The 16,645-nt window shown below is 71.4% G+C and carries 18 protein-coding genes; 11 read left to right on the forward strand and 7 right to left on the reverse strand.

Going from position 1 to position 16,645, the window contains the following annotated elements:
• Positions 1-55: 55 nt before the first annotated feature.
• Positions 56-967 (forward strand): 3-methyl-2-oxobutanoate hydroxymethyltransferase, encoded by a 912-nt coding sequence (gene panB / locus D7M15_RS06030; RefSeq protein WP_121516547.1) that lies wholly within the window; start codon positions 56-58, stop codon positions 965-967.
• 104 nt (positions 968-1,071) lie between these two features.
• On the opposite strand, the gene D7M15_RS06035 is transcribed toward panB, so the two are convergent.
• A complete protein-coding gene (locus D7M15_RS06035) occupies positions 1,072-2,382 on the reverse strand; it encodes a helix-turn-helix transcriptional regulator (RefSeq protein ID WP_121516548.1) in 1,311 nt (436 codons plus the stop codon).
• 230 nt (positions 2,383-2,612) lie between these two features.
• On the opposite strand from D7M15_RS06035, the gene D7M15_RS06040 reads away from it, so the two are divergent.
• The 4 genes from D7M15_RS06040 (at position 2,613) to D7M15_RS06055 (ending at position 5,927) form a co-directional block, all read left to right on the forward strand.
• Positions 2,613-2,738 (forward strand): albusnodin family lasso peptide, encoded by a 126-nt coding sequence (locus tag D7M15_RS06040; RefSeq protein ID WP_276314436.1) that lies wholly within the window; start codon positions 2,613-2,615, stop codon positions 2,736-2,738.
• A 10-nt stretch (positions 2,739-2,748) separates the two neighbouring features.
• A complete protein-coding gene (locus D7M15_RS06045) occupies positions 2,749-4,629 on the forward strand; it encodes an albusnodin/ikarugamycin family macrolactam cyclase (protein ID WP_240649149.1) in 1,881 nt (626 codons plus the stop codon).
• Between the two features lie 157 nt (positions 4,630-4,786).
• Entirely contained in the window at positions 4,787-5,356 is a 570-nt protein-coding gene (locus D7M15_RS06050) for a lasso peptide biosynthesis B2 protein (protein WP_240649585.1), read from the forward strand.
• Positions 5,328-5,927 (forward strand): GNAT family protein, encoded by a 600-nt coding sequence (locus D7M15_RS06055; protein ID WP_121516551.1) that lies wholly within the window; start codon positions 5,328-5,330, stop codon positions 5,925-5,927. The genes D7M15_RS06050 and D7M15_RS06055 overlap by 29 nt, the downstream gene beginning before the upstream one ends.
• Before the next feature lie 48 nt (positions 5,928-5,975).
• Here the strand turns inward: D7M15_RS06055 and D7M15_RS06060 are convergent, their stop codons facing one another.
• Positions 5,976-6,662, reverse strand: coding sequence for a class I SAM-dependent methyltransferase (locus tag D7M15_RS06060; protein ID WP_121516552.1), 687 nt, complete (start codon positions 6,660-6,662; stop codon positions 5,976-5,978).
• Positions 6,663-6,806: 144 nt separating this feature from the next.
• Between D7M15_RS06060 and D7M15_RS06065 the strand changes: the two genes are divergently transcribed.
• Positions 6,807-7,652, forward strand: coding sequence for a phosphotransferase (locus tag D7M15_RS06065; RefSeq protein ID WP_121516553.1), 846 nt, complete (start codon positions 6,807-6,809; stop codon positions 7,650-7,652).
• A gap of 26 nt (positions 7,653-7,678) precedes the next feature.
• Here D7M15_RS06065 and D7M15_RS06070 read toward each other — a convergent pair whose 3' ends face one another.
• From D7M15_RS06070 to D7M15_RS06085, 4 genes are all read right to left on the reverse strand, one after another.
• Positions 7,679-7,906 carry a DUF397 domain-containing protein gene (locus D7M15_RS06070; RefSeq protein WP_121516554.1) on the reverse strand — a complete coding sequence of 76 codons (228 nt, stop codon included), beginning with the start codon at positions 7,904-7,906 and terminating at the stop codon, positions 7,679-7,681.
• 96 nt (positions 7,907-8,002) lie between these two features.
• Positions 8,003-8,227, reverse strand: coding sequence for a DUF397 domain-containing protein (locus D7M15_RS06075; protein ID WP_121516555.1), 225 nt, complete (start codon positions 8,225-8,227; stop codon positions 8,003-8,005).
• A 96-nt stretch (positions 8,228-8,323) separates the two neighbouring features.
• Positions 8,324-8,548, reverse strand: a complete 225-nt coding sequence (locus D7M15_RS06080) for a DUF397 domain-containing protein (protein ID WP_121516556.1) — start codon at positions 8,546-8,548, stop codon at positions 8,324-8,326.
• Positions 8,545-9,402, reverse strand: a complete 858-nt coding sequence (locus D7M15_RS06085; RefSeq protein ID WP_121520291.1) for a helix-turn-helix transcriptional regulator — start codon at positions 9,400-9,402, stop codon at positions 8,545-8,547. Before D7M15_RS06085 ends, D7M15_RS06080 begins: the two co-directional genes overlap by 4 nt.
• A gap of 211 nt (positions 9,403-9,613) precedes the next feature.
• Between D7M15_RS06085 and D7M15_RS06090 the strand changes: the two genes are divergently transcribed.
• The 5 genes from D7M15_RS06090 (at position 9,614) to D7M15_RS06110 (ending at position 12,910) form a co-directional block, all read left to right on the forward strand.
• Positions 9,614-10,045: an ATP-binding protein gene (locus D7M15_RS06090; protein WP_240649150.1), complete on the forward strand. Its 432-nt coding sequence runs from the start codon at positions 9,614-9,616 to the stop codon at positions 10,043-10,045.
• Complete coding sequence (locus tag D7M15_RS06095) at positions 10,042-10,458, forward strand: hypothetical protein (RefSeq protein ID WP_121516558.1); 417 nt, start codon at positions 10,042-10,044, stop codon at positions 10,456-10,458. The genes D7M15_RS06090 and D7M15_RS06095 overlap by 4 nt, the downstream gene beginning before the upstream one ends.
• On the forward strand, positions 10,455-10,922 hold the full coding sequence (locus D7M15_RS06100; RefSeq protein WP_121516559.1) for a hypothetical protein: 468 nt from the start codon (positions 10,455-10,457) through the stop codon (positions 10,920-10,922). The genes D7M15_RS06095 and D7M15_RS06100 overlap by 4 nt, the downstream gene beginning before the upstream one ends.
• Positions 10,923-11,021: 99 nt before the next feature.
• Positions 11,022-12,035 carry an ATP-binding cassette domain-containing protein gene (locus D7M15_RS06105; protein WP_121516560.1) on the forward strand — a complete coding sequence of 338 codons (1,014 nt, stop codon included), beginning with the start codon at positions 11,022-11,024 and terminating at the stop codon, positions 12,033-12,035.
• Positions 12,032-12,910: an ABC transporter permease gene (locus D7M15_RS06110; protein WP_121516561.1), complete on the forward strand. Its 879-nt coding sequence runs from the start codon at positions 12,032-12,034 to the stop codon at positions 12,908-12,910. Before D7M15_RS06105 ends, D7M15_RS06110 begins: the two co-directional genes overlap by 4 nt.
• A 102-nt stretch (positions 12,911-13,012) precedes the next feature.
• On the opposite strand, the gene D7M15_RS06115 is transcribed toward D7M15_RS06110, so the two are convergent.
• Positions 13,013-16,492, reverse strand: coding sequence for a BTAD domain-containing putative transcriptional regulator (locus D7M15_RS06115; RefSeq protein WP_240649151.1), 3,480 nt, complete (start codon positions 16,490-16,492; stop codon positions 13,013-13,015).
• Positions 16,493-16,645 lie beyond the last annotated feature (153 nt).

Here is a 16,645-nt window from a genome sequence, read left to right on the forward strand (position 1 = left end):
GATCCGGGGACGCCGTAAGGGCGCCTCGAGACGACGACCCACAGGAGCCAGAGCGATGACGCCTGCCCAGACCCCCGCCGGCGCTCAGCCGAGCGCCCCCGCCGCGGACACCCCCGCGACGGACGCCGGAGCCCAGTCCTCCCCCAAGTCCCTCTACGGCGGCGCCCGCAACCGCCGCGTCACCATCCGCGACCTGGCCGCCGCCAAGGCACGCGGCGAGAAGTGGCCCATGCTCACCGCGTACGACGCGATGACCGCCTCCGTCTTCGACGAGTCCGGCATCCCGGTGCTCCTCGTCGGCGACTCCATGGGCAACTGCCACCTCGGCTACGACACCACCGTGCCCGTCACCATGGACGAGATGGCGTTCCTCTCCGCCGCCGTCGTACGGGGCACCAAGCGGTCCCTCGTCGTCGCGGACCTGCCCTTCGGCTCGTACCAGGAGGGCCCGACCCAGGCCCTGCGCAACGCCACCCGGCTCGTCAAGGAGTCGGGCGTCGGCGCGATCAAGCTGGAGGGCGGCCAGCGTTCACTGGCCCAGACCGAACTGCTCGTCTCGGCGGGCATCCCGGTGATGTCCCACCTCGGCCTCACGCCGCAGTCCGTCAACGCGATGGGCTACCGCGTACAGGGCCGCGCCGAGCAGGACGCCCACGAACTGCTCCGCGACGCGAAGGCCGCGCAGGAGGCGGGCGCGTTCGCGGTGGTGCTGGAGATGGTCCCGGCCGCGCTGGCGGCCGAGGTCACCGCCGCCTTGGAGGTGCCGACCGTCGGCATCGGCGCGGGCGCCGACTGCGACGCGCAGGTGCTGGTCTGGACGGACATGGCGGGCCTCACGGCGGGCAAGCTGCCGCGCTTCGTCAAGCAGTACGCGGCGCTGCGCGAGACGCTGGGCGGCGCGGCGAAGGCGTTCGCGGACGACGTCACGGGCGGCGGCTTCCCGCAGCCGGAGCACAGCTTCACGTAGGCCCCCGGCGCCGGGGCGGTCCCCACGGGTACGCCCGTGGGGACCGCCCCGCCCCGCCGAACGGGCGGGCGCACGGGGCGGGTTGGGCGCGTCGGCGTCCGCCGTCAGGCGGTACGGGCGCGTACGACCGCTCCCAACTGCCGGACGCTGGCGGCCCGGGGGTGACGTTCGGTGAGTTCAGCGACGATGACCCGCATGCTGGGGCGATCACGGACTTCAGCGGGCGCCTCCCGATGAGCGGCGAGGAGTGCGGCCGCCGTCTCCTCAACCTTGCCCCGTTGCCACCAGGCTCGCGCCATGTCCGTGTGCAGTCGACCTCGCCGCTCGGCAGTCGGGAACTGTGCGGGGTGCAGATCCTTGCCCGCGTGCACGGCTGCTCCGGCGTCGCCAAGCCCCCACAGCACGCCCACCTTGTAGAGAGCCACTGACGCCGGGGTCACGCTGAAAGTCTGCCAACGGTCAGACCGGTCAGGAAGGATCTTCGCCGCGCGTTCAGCCGCGCCGATCATCTCCAGGGCGCGGTCGCGATCCCCGGCCTGCGCGGCCGTGTACGCCACGGTGCACAGCATCTGCGCGAAGGTCGCAGCCTGTGCCCGAGTGCTCAGTCCGGTGGCCTCCACCTTCCCAGCGGCATGAAGGGTGACACGTTGGGCGGTCGAACCTCGGCCCTCGTGACGCAGGACGATGCTGAACGCACGGGCGGAGGCCGCAGCAGCCAGGGGTGAACCCGACAGGTCGGAAAAGATGGTGGACCGGTCGGCGGTGATCTTCGCGGCCGAGTAACGGCCGATCTTGGCGAGCGCCTCTGTGGCAAGGTCATAACAGGCGGCGAGTCGCACGTAATCCCCTGTCTCGCCATCCTCGACACGGGCGTGGCCTGTGGCGAGAAGGTTGGGCAGCGCCAGCATGAGCTGTTCGTGATCGCCTACGTCGAAGAGGGCACGCGCGCGCCGGAACTGGACCATGAGGCTCGCGGTGGTCGGCGTCGAGGTCGGACTGGGGAGCAGAGCCAGCGACTCGTCAAGTCCGTTCAGGACCGTGAGCGGGACAGCGAGGCCCGCGGCTTGCAGCACGGAACGGCGCCTCATCGGGTCCTCTTCGGCTTCGGTGTGCCTTCCAACAACGACGGCAACTTTAGTGCGAGGGGCGGAGGTTACGCGTAGAACTGCGGCAAGTGCGCCCGCAGGGATGAACAGGGCCTGCGCGAAGTTTCGAATCATGTCGAGGTCGGTGGCGCTTCGATCGGCGGTCTCCAACCGGGAAACGGCCGAGGCCGAGTACCCGGTGGCCTTGCCGAGATCGACCTGTCGCCAACCCAGCTCATTGCGCGCCCATCGGATCAGGCCGCCGACGTCGCCTGCCTGGATGAGTGCCCGCGCCCTGGGAGAGTCCCAGTTCGGTGCGTGTGTGCGCATCGCGACCCCCGACGGAAAGAGACGAAAGCGAACTTACGGTATCCAGTCCGCCACTTTCCGTCGAGGTCATGTGCGTGACGCGCAAGCGATGTGCGACCGGCGGGAGCGCGCTCGCTTCCAGGGGCAGGCTGCGGTGTTCTGAAGCTGCGCCGCTCGCAGCCTCCAGACAGGGGGCCGGGCGACGTGACCATCCGTTGGTGAACCCGAGAGGAACGACCATGGACAACCCGTTGAGCGCTGCGACTGCCACATCCGACGACGAACTCCTGCCGGTCGAGATCGGCGACACCGCCGACCTGACCGAAGGACAAGGCGGAGGCCACAGCGAGGACAAGCGCCGCGCCTACAACTGCTGATTCTTCCACCGTGGTGGTGCGGCCCTTCCTCCGCACCACCACGCACCGCCCGATCCGGCCGGAGGAAATCGTGACTTTCGGAGGCTTCAGCACCACAAGAGAGGTGTGTCCGCGTCCCGAGAACGCCCGGTACATCAGCGTCGATTCAGCGGTCTGGCGGATCGGGCGTGCCCCGGCTCGTCGGACGGCAGCAGGCCCCGGGCAACGGCGTTTTGTGGTCCTGGGCGAGTGTGGGGCCACCGACTTCGAGTGGGGCCGATGGTCCGATACCGAGCTGCCCCCCGACATCACCTGGCGCTGGCCCGGTGTCTACGCGATCGTCGAAGAGCGCCCGGACCGCACTGTGCTGTACACCGACCCAGCAGCCGCGCTGCCTGTTTATGCGACGCGGTGGCAAGGCGGTTGGGCATGGTCCACCTCCGCGCGAGTACTCGCCCGCCTCACCGAGGCATCCATCGACGTACAGCGACTCGCCTGCTCCGTACTCGCACCGTCGGTCCCGGCTCTGGCAGGTGCGAGGACCTTCTTCACCGGCATCGAGCAACTGGCCCCTGGCAGCCGGGTCGAGTTGCCTGCCGACGGTGGTCGGTTGCGGGTCGCCGTACGGTGGCGGCCCGATCCGGTTGCCGGTGAGCCACACCACCGCCTGCGTGCGGCGTTGACCGAGTCGGTGGCACTGCGGGTGAACGGTGCCCCGAACCTGTCGTGCGACCTGTCCGGAGGGCTGGACTCCACCAGCGTCGCCGTTCTCGCCGCAGTCAGCCTGCCCGAGCCCCACCGCCTCAACGCGATCACGATTCACCCTGACGGCGATGAGAACGGGGCGGATCTGCGGTACGCCCGCTTGGCCGCCGCCGTGCACAGCCGCCGGATCCACCACCATCTCCTACCCCTCACTGCCGAGCATCTGCCCTACACCGAGATCACCGGCGTCCCTCCGACAGGGGAGCCCGCACCTTCGACGCTCGCCCATGCCCGCTTGGCGCGGCAGCTCCACTGGATGCGTCAACGTCTGGGCAGCCAGACCCACTTGACCGGGGACGGCGGTGACAGCGTCCTGTTTCAGCCGCCCGTGCACCTGGCCGACCTTGTACGCCACCGCAAGTGGCGACGCGCGGTGCACGAAAGCCTCGGCTGGGCACGGCTGCGGCACACCTCGGTTCTCCCGCTTCTGCACGATGCCGTGACAGTGGCACGCAGCAGCCGTCACAGTGGGTTCCAGGAGCTGACCCGCGCTCTCGCCGACGGAGGTCGGAGCGAGAACTGCGGCAATGTCTCCTGGTTCGCGCTCCTGCCGCTGCCCGACTGGGCGACACCCACGGCCCGACGACTGCTACTCGACGCGGCAGACGAGGCGACCAGTACAGCGGACTCTCTGCCCGGCCTCGACATGTCAGTGCGCGTCCTGATCGACGAGATCCGCGAAGTCGCCCGCACCGCTGCCGCCGACACCGAACTCGCCGCCGCCTACGGCACCAACCTGCGCAACCCCTTCCTCGACCCACTCGTCATCGACTCCATCCTGCGCACCTCCCTCGAACACCGCCCGACAGTCCACTCCTACAAACCTGTTCTCGGTCACACGATGCGGCACCTGCTGCCGGATGCCGTCGTCCGACGCACCACCAAGGGCAGCTTCAACGCCGACCATTACGCCGGAATGCGCGCCAACCTGCCCGCACTCATGGCCCTGGCTGACGGCCATCTCTCCGGCCTCGGACTCCTCGAACCGGCCCGCTTCCGCAGCCACCTCCGCCAAGCCGCCCTCGGCATTCCGATGCCCCTGGCTACGGTCGAACAAGCCCTGAGCGCCGAGGCATGGCTCCACGCCCACCACGCCACCCCTGGACCGGCATGGACTACTCGACCCCCGGAGCGTCCCCATGCTTGACCTGCCTCGATGTGTCACCGCCCCGCGCGAGGTACGAGCCTTGGACTTCGGGCACGTCCTCGTCCTGATCAACTACCGGTCCCAGCATGTCCAGTGCCTCTTTCCGGCGGCCGCGTTGCAGTGGACGGCAACAGCTCGCACCGGCCGACTGAACACCATGAACACCACCCTCGCAGCGCAGCTCCTGACCTCCGGATTCCTCACTCCGACGCCCACCGCGACCCCTTGGGCCGCACCCGTGGCGGCTTCTCCTGCGGCTCCGAGTTGGGGAGGTGCCGAACATCCCGCCGGAACGAATCGGCCTCGAACTCCGCGCGACCACGGTTCCCTCACTGCCGCTACAGCGTTGGCATCCGTCCTCGCCGTGAAGAGCTCCGGTCCCAAGAGGTACGCCATGCGGCGCATCATCGGCGCGTTGAACACCGCAGTGTCAACATGTCGCCTATCGGCTACTCCAGCTCAAGCGACGGCCGCCGTGCTCGCTGTACGCCATGCGTGTTGGTACTCCCCTGTCCGTACTGCCTGTCTGGAAGAATCCGCAGCCGCTGTTGTCCTCCTTGCCGCCCGGCGCCTGTCCGTCACGTGGTGCCACGGCGTCGCGCCGGACCCCATCCGCCTGCACGCCTGGGTGGAAACTGAGAACGGCACCCCCGTTGCCGAGCCCGCCTCGACACTCACGTATACGCCCGCCCTCACCATTGGAGGCCGTCATCGGCACCACCTCTGAACCGACGCTGTGGATCAGCACCGACGCCTGCGGGCTCGGCCCCTACCGCGCCGACCTGGTCGAGACATACTGGCGCTGGGAACAGGACCCCGCCCTCCTCGTGGGCTACGGCCGCCAGAGCCCCGAGTCCCTCGAAGCCCGCACGGAGGGCATGGCCCACCAACTACGCGGCGAGAACGTCCGGTTCACCGTCTACGCCCTGAGCGACGGCACTCCGACACCCGTCGGCGTCACCACGCTCCTGCCGGACCACTCCGTACGGACCGCCGAGTACGTGATCATGCTCGCGCCCGAAGCCCGAGGTCGCGGCCTCGGCACGGCAGCCACCCGGCTCACCCTCGACTACGCCTTCCACGTCACCAACCTCCGGATGGTCTGGCTCAAGGTCCTCGCCCCGAACGGCGCGGGCGTCCGCGCGTACGAGAAGGCCGGGTTCCAGCGGGTCGGGGCGCTGCGCGAGGCCGGGTACTGGCTCGGTGAGGTCTGCGACGAGATCGTCATGGACGCCCTCGCGAAGGACTTCACGGGCCCTTCCGCCGTACGGGCCGCGCTGGGCGGCGACGGGCACTGATGAACGGGGCCGCCCGGCCCGCGACTTGACGCACGGACGGGCGCCTCGTCAGGCCCCGTTCGGCCCCCGTACGCACCGGACGAGCAACGTACCCGTGCGTCGTTTGCCCGGGGGTGGGGCGAGTACGGACGCGGACACGTCGACGAAGCCGTGCTCGTGGAGGATCAGCACCCACGCGTCGGGCTCGTGGTCCCACCGTTTGACGATGGCGGGGTCCTCGTCAGGGCCGCGCGGGATGTACGACGCCTGGCAGCCGTAACACCCTTCGACCGGGGGCCGTTGGGAGAACGCGAACACTCCACCGGTCTTGAGGTGCGCGTGGACGAGCGGCAACAGCAAGGCGGGGTCGGTGAACCAGGCGGCGCCGAAGACGCTGTAGACCGCGTCGAACATCGAGCGCGTGTCTCCGAGGTAGGTCAGCGCGTCGGCCTGGTGGAGGTCCATCCCGTCCACGCCCGGCCAGCGCTCGCGTGCCTTGTCGAGTTGCCGGGCGGAGAGGTCGATCCCGACGGACTTCATGCCGAGGGTGGCGAGGTGAGCGGCGTTCCCACCGGACCCGCACCCGAGGTCGAGCGCCCTGTCTCCCGGCTTGAGCTTGAGCACGTCCGCCCCGGGCCCGTGATCCGGGTACTGGCTCCAGTTGAACCACGTGACCTCGCCCCGGGCGTTGGTCCTCCGGCGCTGAGGCTTGCTCTGCGAGTAGGTGTCCCATGCGGCGCTGCGAGCGTCAGTCACTACGTGTCCGTCCTCGTTCCGGGCGATGCCATGGCTGATCCTCGCTGTCAGGTGGGTGCGGGGTGAAGGCGGCACACTGGGAAGCTGCCCTCGGCGTCCTGGCCGAGGACCCGATACCGCCTTCGAGACTGCGGAGCGTCCTGGATGTACTCGCCGCCCCCGGCCACTGCTGATCAGCAGCGGCTCACGGCCGCGCACGGCAGGGCCGCAACGGCGCTCGGCGCCACCCCGCGCGGCGAGAAGCTGTGGGGCTGGCACGGGCGCACCCTCTCCCGCGCCGCCGAGCACCCCCAGCACGGGGCGTGCTGGCTGCGGTTGTCGGCCGCCCCCGCCGAGCAGGCCGGCGGGAAGCTCTGGGAAGGCACGGCCGCCGCGACCGAAGCCGTCCCGGCCTCCGTACACAAGCCGGTGCTGTACGGGGTGTACGACAAGACCGACGGCGCGTACGCCTACCGTACGGAGCTGACCGCCTTCGTCGACTCCCCCACCTGCTCCGCCAGCCCGGTGCTGCGCGAGGAGCTGAACCTGCCGGATACCTGGTGGGCGCGGCTGCGCACCGACCTGGCCCAGCTCGCCACCGCCCGCACCGACCGGGTCGCGGTCCGGCAGGAGTACGCAGACCGGGCCGTGCCGCGCTTCACCGGCCACCCGGCGCCGCAGGTGACCGAATGGGTCACCGTCCACGGCGACCTCCACTTCGCCAACCTCACCGTCGACGGGCCCGTACTGCTGGACTGGGAGGGCTGGGGCATCGGCCCGGCCGGATACGACCCGGCGCTCCTGTACGCCTACAGCCTGCTCGCCCCCGCCACCGCTGCCCGCATCCGTAACGAGTTCGCCCACGTTCTCGACTCGGCCTCGGGCCGGACCGCGCTGCTGATCGTGGCCACCGAGCTGCTCCAGAGCGCGTCACGCGGCGACCACCCTGACCTCGTGGAACCGCTGAACCTGCTGGTGCAGGAGATCACCGGGGCCGACGCTCTCAGTTGATGGTGCGGTAGGAGCGAACCGAAGCGTCAATCAGGCGGGGGCGGGGGGATGTGGGTGAGGAAGTGCGACCACGCTTCCGCGGGGAAGACGAGGGTGCCGCGGGTGTGGTCCGTGGTGTCGCGTACGGCTTGGCGGCCGGAGCGGAGTCGGCCCCGTTCCACGCAGCCGTTGTCGGCACCGCTGTAGCTGCTCTTGTGCCAGGACGCGCCCGACAGTTCGCCGTCAGGGGTGCCGGACACGGAGTCCTGAGTCATGCTCCGCCCTCCTCGCTGAGTTGAGGTGCCGCTCCGCCCATGAGAAACGCCCCGCACCCCGGAAGTCCAGGGCGCAGGGCGCGGTTTCCGCCAGTCTCAGAGTCGGCCGTCACGCACGCTGCCGACGAACTCCGTCCACGCCTCCGCGTGGAAGACGAGGGTGCCGCGGGTGTGGTTCGTGGTGTCACGTACGGCTTGGCGGCCGGTGCGGAGACGGCCGCGTTCCACGCAATCGTTGTTGCTGCCGCTGTAGCTGCTCTTGTGCCAGGACGCACCCGACAGTTCGCCGTCAGGGGTGCCGGACACGGAGTCCTGAGTCATGCTCCGCCCTCCTCGCTGAGTTGAGGTGCCGCTCAGCTCATGAGAAACGCCCCGCACCCCGGAAGTCCAGGGCGCAGGGCGCGGTTTCCGCCAGTCTCAGAGTCGGCCGTCACGCACGCTGCCGACGAACTCCGTCCACGCCTCCGCCTCGAACACGAGAGCACCACGGGCGCGGTCAGCGGTGTCACGCACGGCCTGACGGCCGGTGCGGAGCTGCCCCCGTTCCACGCAGTTGTTGTTGCTACCGCTGTAGCTGCTCTTGTGCCAGGACGCACCCGACAGTTCGCCGTCAGGGGTACCGGACGCGGACTCCAGAGTCATGGTCCACTTTCTTCGATGAGATCACGGATGTACTGCTGCGACGCAGAGAGGGACAGCGCGGCGGCTGTCAGCTCTTCCCATGTCTTGGAGTACACCTGAACATCCGGCCGCTGCTCCAGCAAAGTACCACCCGTGATGTGCTCCAACCAGACGAGTTCGACTGGGGGTTCGCCCTCGACGTTGAGGATGGCGAAGGGGCCGTACTGCTCCATGGGCAGCGGTGCCTCCAGCGGAAGCACCTGGATGTGGATGTTGCTCCGCTTACCGACCTGAAGCAAGTGGTTCAGCTGCTCGACGATCAGCTCGGAGCCACCATGGATGCGGTGGAGCGCTGGCGCGTCGATGACCGTCCGCAGACGGAAGTCCCTTGAGTTCTTGAGGAGTTCCTGTCGCTTCAGTCGGATCTGGATGAGTTGTTCGGTTCTCTCGGGGTCCTCGCCCGCACCCACGAAGACCGCTCGCATGTAGTCCTCGGTCTGGAGCAGGCCGGGCAGCACCTTGGGTTCGTAGGCACGCATCAGATGCGAGTCGGACTCCAGCGTCAGGTAGTCCCGCAACGCGTCGTGCAGCAACGGCGCTTGGCCGCTCCACCAGTCCACCCGGTGGATGTCCTTGGCGAGGCGCTTCAGGTTGACGCGGTACGTGTCGTCGGTGACGCCGTACAGGTCCAGCAGCAGGGTCAGGTCCAGCTGACGTATGCCGCGCTTGCCGTTCTCGATCTGGCTGATCTTCGGCTTGCCGCACTCCAGGGTGTCGGCGGCGTCCTGCGTGGTGAGTTCGGCCTCGGAACGGAGGCGGCGCAGCTCGTTGCCGAGTCGGCGACTGCGCATCGTGGGCATGTCGGCTTGGGCCATGGCGGCATGATGCCCGCGCGCGAGCCCGACAGGCAACTCGCATATGCCAATTCATTCGTTCGTGTGGTTGCTGCGTACGAAACATTGCCTAAGTGAGCGCACGAGACCCACACTCTTGCCTGTGTCCGACAGCACCCGTGCGTGTACGGGGTGTTGACCACTGCTATGCGCCGACCCCAACAGGTGTGGCGCTGGAGGAGCCATGGATGTCATGGCGGTAGCAGAGAACCGGCGGTACCGGCAGGAACTCGTAGCTGATCCACGGGAGTTCGCCCGCGTACGCCGTACCCTGACCGCTCGGCTCGTCGACTGGGGCAGGAGCGGGATCGCCGCTTCCGCCGTCCTGTGCGCGACGGAGTTGCTGGCGAACGTGCACCGTCACACGGGTGGCGAGTGTGTCCTGTTGCTGGAGGAGACGCCCCACGGGGTACGTCTCACGGTCAGCGACACCAGCCCGGCCCCGCCCCGCGTGTACCAGCCCGACTGGCTCTCCGAGAACGGCCGCGGCATGTGGCTGCTCAGCTGCGTCGCCCACGACTGGGGCGTACGGGCCACACCCACCGGAAAGGACGTCTGGGCCGAAGTCCGCCCCGACGAGGGCGAGTACACGCGTGAACCCGGCGACGAGGAGCCTCCGTCGTGAGCGGGCCCACCATGGTCGCGGACACCGGCAGCCAGACGATGGCGCACCTACTCGTCCGCCTCCACGAGGCGTTCCTCCACGACGACGACCTCTACGACGACCTGGACGCGATCCTCTGCGACGGACCCACCACCTGGCACCCCAAGCACCGACGCGGACGCGAGCCCCACACCGGCCCCGCACTGGACCACCGGATCCACCGCCTGGCCCGGATGCTCGACCAGCTCGTCAACATCGCCGGACACCGCCGCCCCACCCCCGCCCTCCACACCGCCACCCACCGCGCCCGAAACCTCAACTGCCAACCACCCACCGGAGAGTTCACGGCGGACCGAGGGCAGCTACGGCGCATGGCACTGGCCGCACTCGACCTCCTCGAACTCCTCCACGCACACCAGACGGAACCCCCATGACCGACCCCGCACCGTCCCGACGACGCGCCCGCGCCGCCGTGTTCGCCGCCGCCCGCGCCGACAAGGCCACGATCATCACCCGCTACGAGGCAGCCGAACCCCTCACCCGCATCGCCGCCACCTACGGCGTCTCCCGCACCTGGCTCCGCCGCCGACTCCACGAATGGAACGCACTCCCCCCACCCCTCCACGCCATCGCCCAAGCCCGCCACCGTCCCCCCGCACACGTCTTCCGCGGCCGCCGCACCACCACCCGCACCCCCACCGAAGTACGCGCCGCCCGCACCACCCTCCTCACCAACCGCCACCACGTCATCACCCGCTATACCAACGGCGAGTCCCTCGCCCGACTCGCCCGCGAATACCGCGTCAACCCCGCCTGGCTCGCCGACAAACTCGACGACTGGAACATCCCCCGCCGCACCACCCGCACCACCCGCACCACCAACGACCGCACCCCCTGAACACCGCTGACACGTACGCCCCGCACCGCCGTGCCGCCCCTACGGTCGCTGTCGGTGGGATGTCGGGGCTCTGTCGGTGGCGGGTGGCACCTTGGAGTCATGACGCGACAGGACACCACGGACCACGGCCGGAACGCCGTGGAGGTCCGCGGCCTGGTGAAGCACTTCGGCGACACCAGGGCCGTGGACGGCATCGATCTCGACGTGCGCGAGGGCACCGTGATGGGTGTGCTCGGGCCGAACGGCGCGGGCAAGACGACCCTCGTACGCATCCTCTCCACCCTGCTGCGGCCCGACGCGGGCACGGCCACCGTCGCCGGTTACGACGTGGTGCGGCAGCCCCGGCAGCTGCGCCGGACGATCGGCCTGACCGGGCAGTACGCCTCGGTGGACGAGAAGCTGTCGGGCTGGGAGAACCTCTACATGATCGGGCGGCTCCTCGACCTCCCGCGCCCCGCCGCCCGCAAGCGCGCCGACGACATGCTGGAGCGGTTCTCGCTGACGGACGCGGCGAAGAAGCCGGTGATGAAGTACTCGGGCGGGATGCGGCGCCGCCTCGACCTGGCCGCCTCCATGATCGGGAACCCCCGGGTCCTCTTCCTGGACGAGCCGACGACGGGCCTGGACCCGCGTACGCGCAACGAGGTCTGGACGGAGATCAAGCACATCGTGGCCGACGGGAACACGGTGCTGCTCACCACGCAGTACATGGAGGAGGCCGAACAACTCGCGGGCGAGCTGGTCGTGTTCGACCAGGGCAAGGTGATCGCCGAGGGGCGGGTGGCGGAGCTGAAGGCGCGGGTGGGCGGCCGGACGCTGGAGATCCGCCCGGCGGACCGGGGCGAGGTGCACCGCGTGGTCGGCGCGCTCGCGCAGGCCGGACTCGACGGTACGGCGGGGGCCACGGCCGACGAGAAGCGCGGCGTCGTGGCCGTGCCGATCATCAGCGACGAGCAACTGACTGCCGTCGTGGGCCTGTTGGCCGAACGGGGCATCGCGCTCACGGACCTCTCCACCCACCTGCCCAGCCTGGACGAGGTGTTCCTGGCGATCACCGGCCAGAAGGCCACACACCTGGCCGGGGAGAACGAGACCGAGGAGGTCGCGGCATGAGCACCACCACCGAGTCGCCGGAGTCCCCCGTCTCCGCCGAGTCCCCGGCGAAGGACCGTACGCCCCCGGAGGGGGTCGCGGACGAGGGCCGGATCGGCCTGCGCAACAACCTGCGGCACATCGGCGCGTTGGTGCGGCGCAACGCCCTCCAGATCAAGCACGACCCCGAGTCGATGATGGACGTGCTGATGATGCCCATCATCTTCACGCTGCTGTTCGTCTACGTCTTCGGCGGCGCGATCGGCGGCGGAGGGGCGGGCGGCGACCGGGACGCGTACACCAACTACCTGCTGCCCGGCATGATGGCCATGATGGGCCTGAACATCTCCATGGCCGTCGGCACCGGCATCAACGAGGACTTCCGCAAGGGCGTGATGGACCGCTTCCGGTCCATGCCCATAGCCCGCTCGTCGGTGCTGGTCGCCAAGTGCGTCGTCGAGGTCGGCCGGATGCTGGTGGCCATCGTGGTGCTGCTGACCGTGGGCTTCATGGTGGGCCTGGACATCGACGGCCGCTGGGCCGGGATGCTCGCGGGGGTCGGGCTGACGACGCTGTTCGGCGCGTCGCTGGTGTGGATCTTCATGGTGGTCGGGCTGACGATGCGGACGGCGCAGGCCGTGCAGGGCATCTCGATGCTGGTGATGATGCCGCTCCAGTTCGGCTCGTCGGTCTTCGTGCCCACGGGCACGATGCCGGGCTGGCTGAAGGCGTTCACCGACGTCAACCCGCTGACGCACGTGGCCGACGCGTCGCGCGGGCTGATGCTCGGTGAGGGCGCGGTGGCCGCTCCGGTGCTGTGGACGGTCGTCTGGTCGGTGGGGCTGACGGCGGTCACCGCGCCGATCGCGATCGCGCAGTTCCGCCGGAAGACCTGAGCGGGCGGACGTACGGGCGGCGGGGGGCGTACCGGCGGCGGGATCGGGGCCCGTACGGGGGTCGGGCCGGGCGCCCGGGGCGAGCTCAGCGCCCGTACCCGCTCACGCCGTCCGGCCCGCGCCCCGTTCCGGGTCGTGCGCCGCGCACGCCAGGGCCGTCGCCTCGTCCGCGCCGAGGCGCCCGCCCTCGGCGTGCAGCCGCGCGTACGCGGTGTCGCCCAGAGCGGCACGGGCCGCGCGCCCGGCGCGCTCCGCGCACTCGCGCGGGCTGACCGGCACGTGCCCGTGGTCCGCGCGGCGGGTGTCGTACGCGCCCAGCAGGCGCGCCGCCGCCTCCGGCCGCCCCAGCCCGGACACGGCCTCGGCGACGGTGGCCAGCCACCAGACGATGAGCTGCGGGGCGACGATCCGCGTCAGCGGGTCGGAGCGGCTGCCCGCGAGCGCCCGGCACAACTTGTCGAGCCCGGCGCGCGGTTCACCCGCGCGCACGTCCAGGTAGCCGTCGATGCCCTCGATCATGTCGCGGAAGAAGGACGGCACCCACTGCTCGCACGAGTCGCGCAGCGCGGCGAGTTCCGCCCGCGCCTCGTCGATCCGGCCCTCGCGGCCCAGCATCAGCACGAGCCCGACGCGCGGGAAGTGGACGGTGTCGCCGCCCAGTCCCTCGCTCATGCCGATGGCCTCGCGCAGCATGCGTTCGCCGTCCTCGCCCTCCTCCGGTACCGAGTCGTCGCCGCCCTCCACCAGGACCATCGCCAACCGGGCCCGTAGCACCGGGACCTGGGCCTCCGCGCCCAGTTCGCGCGCGACACCGGCGGCCCGGCGGTAGTCCCCGGCGGCCTCGGCCAGCCGTCCGCGCCGCTCGTACGCCTCACCCCGTACGGCCAGGGCCTCCGCGACACCCCACCGGTCACCGAGGCGGGTGAAGAGCGCGAGGCTCTCCTCGGCGTCCCGGACGCTCCGGTCGAAGGTGCCGGGGAGTTCGTTGAGCATCCGGCAGCGCATGTGGAGCATCATCGCCAGCTCCCAGTCGCTGCCGGTGTCCCGGCAGCCGCGCACCCCGGCGTCGAGGACCTCGCCGAGGTCCACCGGGTCCCCCAGCAGGAGCATGGCGAAGAACCAGGCCGAGGCGGGCGGGCGGCACACCTGCGGCTGGCCGGGGCGGTACGCGTCCGCGAGGGCCCGCAGCCGCGCGCGGCCCTCGTCGGTGTCGGTCCAGGCGGCGGGGGGTTGGGCGGCGGCGAAGTGGATGATCCACACCTGCCGCCGGGCCTCGGCGAGCATCTCCGGCGCCATGGGCGGGGGTGCGACGGTGCAGCGTTCGGCCAGGGAGGGGGCGCGTACGCCGGGGGTGCCGAACGGGTCGGGGCCGAGGTCGGAGGCCGCCTTCGTCCACGTCACGGCGTCGGAGCTGTGTCCGCGCAGCTCCCAGAACCAGTACAGCGACAGCACCAGGCACAGCGCCTCGTGCTCGTCGCGCGCGGCGACGGCGCGGCGGAGGGCGGTGCGGAGGTTGTCGTGGTCATCCTCCAGCCGTTCCAGCCACTCGCGTTGGGCGGGGCCGCGGAGCAACGGGTCGCCGGTGCGGGCGAGTTCGCGGTACGTGACGAGGTGGCGCCGTTCCACCGCGGCCCGTTCGGCCGCCTCGTCGAGGCGTTCGGCGGCGTACTCCGCGACGGTCTCCAGCAGGCGGTAGTGCATGCCGTCCGGGCCGGACGGGGCCGCGACGACCAACGACTTGTCGACAAGTGCACCCAGCAGGGCGGCCACGTCGCGCGGGAGGACCGCTGGCGCCACGGGCGCGGGCGGGTCCGCCGTACCGCCGACGCCACCGTCCGCGCAGACGGCCTCCGCCTGGTCGAGACGGCAGCCGCCAGAGAACACGGAAAGGCGCCGCAGCACGGCGTGCTCCGCCGCGTCCAGCAGGTCCCAGGACCAGTCGACGACGGCACGCAGCGCCTGCTGCCGCGGCAGCACGGTGCGGCTGCCGCCCGTCAGCAGCCGGAACCGGTCGTCCAGCCGGTCCGCGAGCTGCCTCGGGGTGAGCGAACGGAGCCGCGCGGCGGCCAGTTCGATGGCCAACGGCAGCCCGTCCAGCCTGCGGCAGATCTCGGCGCACGCCTCCGGGTCGGCCTCGATCCGGAAGCCCGGCTGCGCCGCCGCTCCCCGGTCGGCCAGCAGCCGCAGCGCCACGGGCGCGGGCAGCGGCTCCACCGGCCGTACGCACTCCCCCGGCACCCCCAGCGGCTCCCGGCTGGTCGCCAGCACGGTGACCTGCGGGCACTCCAGCAGCAGCGTCTCGGCGAGAGTCGCGGCGGCGTCGATCACGTGCTCGCAGTTGTCCAGCACGAGCAGCATGCGGCGGCTCGCGCAGCGCTCCGCGAGCTGGCCGAGCGGGTCGGAGGCGTGCGGGTCGACGGCGGCCCGCAGCCCCTCAGCCGGGCTGCCGCGCAGCACCGTCTCGCGCCCGCCGAGGGCGGTCAGGACGGTCTCGGCGACGGTGTCCGGGTCGCGTACGGGGGCGAGTTCGGCCAGCCACACCCCGTCGGGCCAGTGGTCGGCGACGGACTCGGCGGCCTCCTGCGAGAGCCGCGTCTTGCCCGCGCCGCCGGGGCCGAGGAGCGTCACGAGCCGGGCGCCGTCCAGGTCGGCGCGGAGGGCGTCGAGGTCCGTCTCGCGGCCGACGAAGGAGGTGAGCCGGGAGCGCAGGTTCCCGGCGGCGGGCGTACGGGCGGGGGCGGGCGCGGTACGGGCGGGGGCGGGCGTACGGGGACGGGTGGCGGGGTGCGCGTCGGGCGTACGGGTCGCGTCCGGCGTACGGGGCGAGCGCGGCTCGTCCGGCCCGTCGCCGGGCCGCAGCAACTCCGCGTGCAGCGAACGGAGTTCGGCCCCCGGGTCGGTGCCGAGGCGATCGGCCAGCACGGCCCGTACCTCCTCGTAGGCCGCCAGGGCCTCCGCCGGGCGCCCCGCGTCGCGCAGCGCCCGCAGGCGCAGCGCGTGCAGCGGCTCGTCCAGCGGGTGGGCGGCGGCGAGTTCGCGCAGCGCGGGCAGCGCCTCCTCGGCGCGGCCGAGCGCGCATTCGGCGGCCAGCCGGTCCCGGCGCGCGGCGAGGTGCCGGGCGCGGGCGCGTACGCCGGTGGCGTCGCCGCCGTCGGGTAGGTCCGCGCAGACGGGCCCGCGCCAGAGGGCGAGCGCCGCGTCCAGTCGCTCGGCGGCCTTGTGCGGGTCGCCGTCGGCCAGCGCGCGGGCGCCCTCGGCGGCCAGCCGCTCGAAGCGGAAGAGGTCGATGTCGTCGCGGTCGGCCACCAGCCGGTACCCGCCGGTCCCCGACGCCACGGCCTCCCGGCCGAGGGCCCGGCGCAACCGCCCGACCAGGGCCTGGAGGGCGGCGGGCGCGTCGCCCGGCGGGTCCTCGCCGGGTCCCCACACCGAGGCGACCAGCGCGCCCGTGCCCACCGTGCCGCCGTCCGCGACCGCCAGCGCGGTCAGCAGCGCGCGCAGGCGCGCGCCGCCGAGCGGCACCGTGGTGCCGTCCGTACGGATGGCCTGCGTGGTCCCCAGCACGGAGAAGCGGTAGCGCACCTGTTCATCCTGCCAGGCCGCGCGGGGCGCCGGACGGCATACGCCGGGGCCCGCGCCCGTACGCCCGTAGGCCGCACGCCCGTACGTCCGCACGCGCGGTGCCCCCGGGTGCCGCACCCGTGCGGGCCGCGCCCCGCGACCGGTACGGTCTGA

Origin of the sequence: Streptomyces sp. Z26 (genome assembly GCF_003665095.1) — a bacterium.
In the GTDB taxonomy this organism is placed as follows: Bacteria; Actinomycetota; Actinomycetes; order Streptomycetales; family Streptomycetaceae; genus Streptomyces; species Streptomyces phytohabitans.

What these genes read in the sequence shown, in the direction of transcription:
- D7M15_RS06075 (WP_121516555.1), bottom strand. Translation starts at nt 8,227, where the DNA reads ATGACTCAGGACTCCGTGTCCGGCACCCCTGACGGCGAACTGTCGGGT.
- D7M15_RS06050 (WP_240649585.1), top strand. Translation starts at nt 4,787, where the DNA reads ATGAACACCACCCTCGCAGCGCAGCTCCTGACCTCCGGATTCCTCACT.
- D7M15_RS06035 (WP_121516548.1), bottom strand. Translation starts at nt 2,382, where the DNA reads ATGCGCACACACGCACCGAACTGGGACTCTCCCAGGGCGCGGGCACTC.
- D7M15_RS06090 (WP_240649150.1), top strand. Translation starts at nt 9,614, where the DNA reads ATGGCGGTAGCAGAGAACCGGCGGTACCGGCAGGAACTCGTAGCTGAT.
- D7M15_RS06080 (WP_121516556.1), bottom strand. Translation starts at nt 8,548, where the DNA reads ATGACTCTGGAGTCCGCGTCCGGTACCCCTGACGGCGAACTGTCGGGT.
- panB (WP_121516547.1), top strand. Translation starts at nt 56, where the DNA reads ATGACGCCTGCCCAGACCCCCGCCGGCGCTCAGCCGAGCGCCCCCGCC.
- D7M15_RS06105 (WP_121516560.1), top strand. Translation starts at nt 11,022, where the DNA reads ATGACGCGACAGGACACCACGGACCACGGCCGGAACGCCGTGGAGGTC.
- D7M15_RS06100 (WP_121516559.1), top strand. Translation starts at nt 10,455, where the DNA reads ATGACCGACCCCGCACCGTCCCGACGACGCGCCCGCGCCGCCGTGTTC.
- D7M15_RS06070 (WP_121516554.1), bottom strand. Translation starts at nt 7,906, where the DNA reads ATGACTCAGGACTCCGTGTCCGGCACCCCTGACGGCGAACTGTCGGGC.
- D7M15_RS06110 (WP_121516561.1), top strand. Translation starts at nt 12,032, where the DNA reads ATGAGCACCACCACCGAGTCGCCGGAGTCCCCCGTCTCCGCCGAGTCC.
- D7M15_RS06065 (WP_121516553.1), top strand. Translation starts at nt 6,807, where the DNA reads ATGTACTCGCCGCCCCCGGCCACTGCTGATCAGCAGCGGCTCACGGCC.
- D7M15_RS06085 (WP_121520291.1), bottom strand. Translation starts at nt 9,402, where the DNA reads ATGGCCCAAGCCGACATGCCCACGATGCGCAGTCGCCGACTCGGCAAC.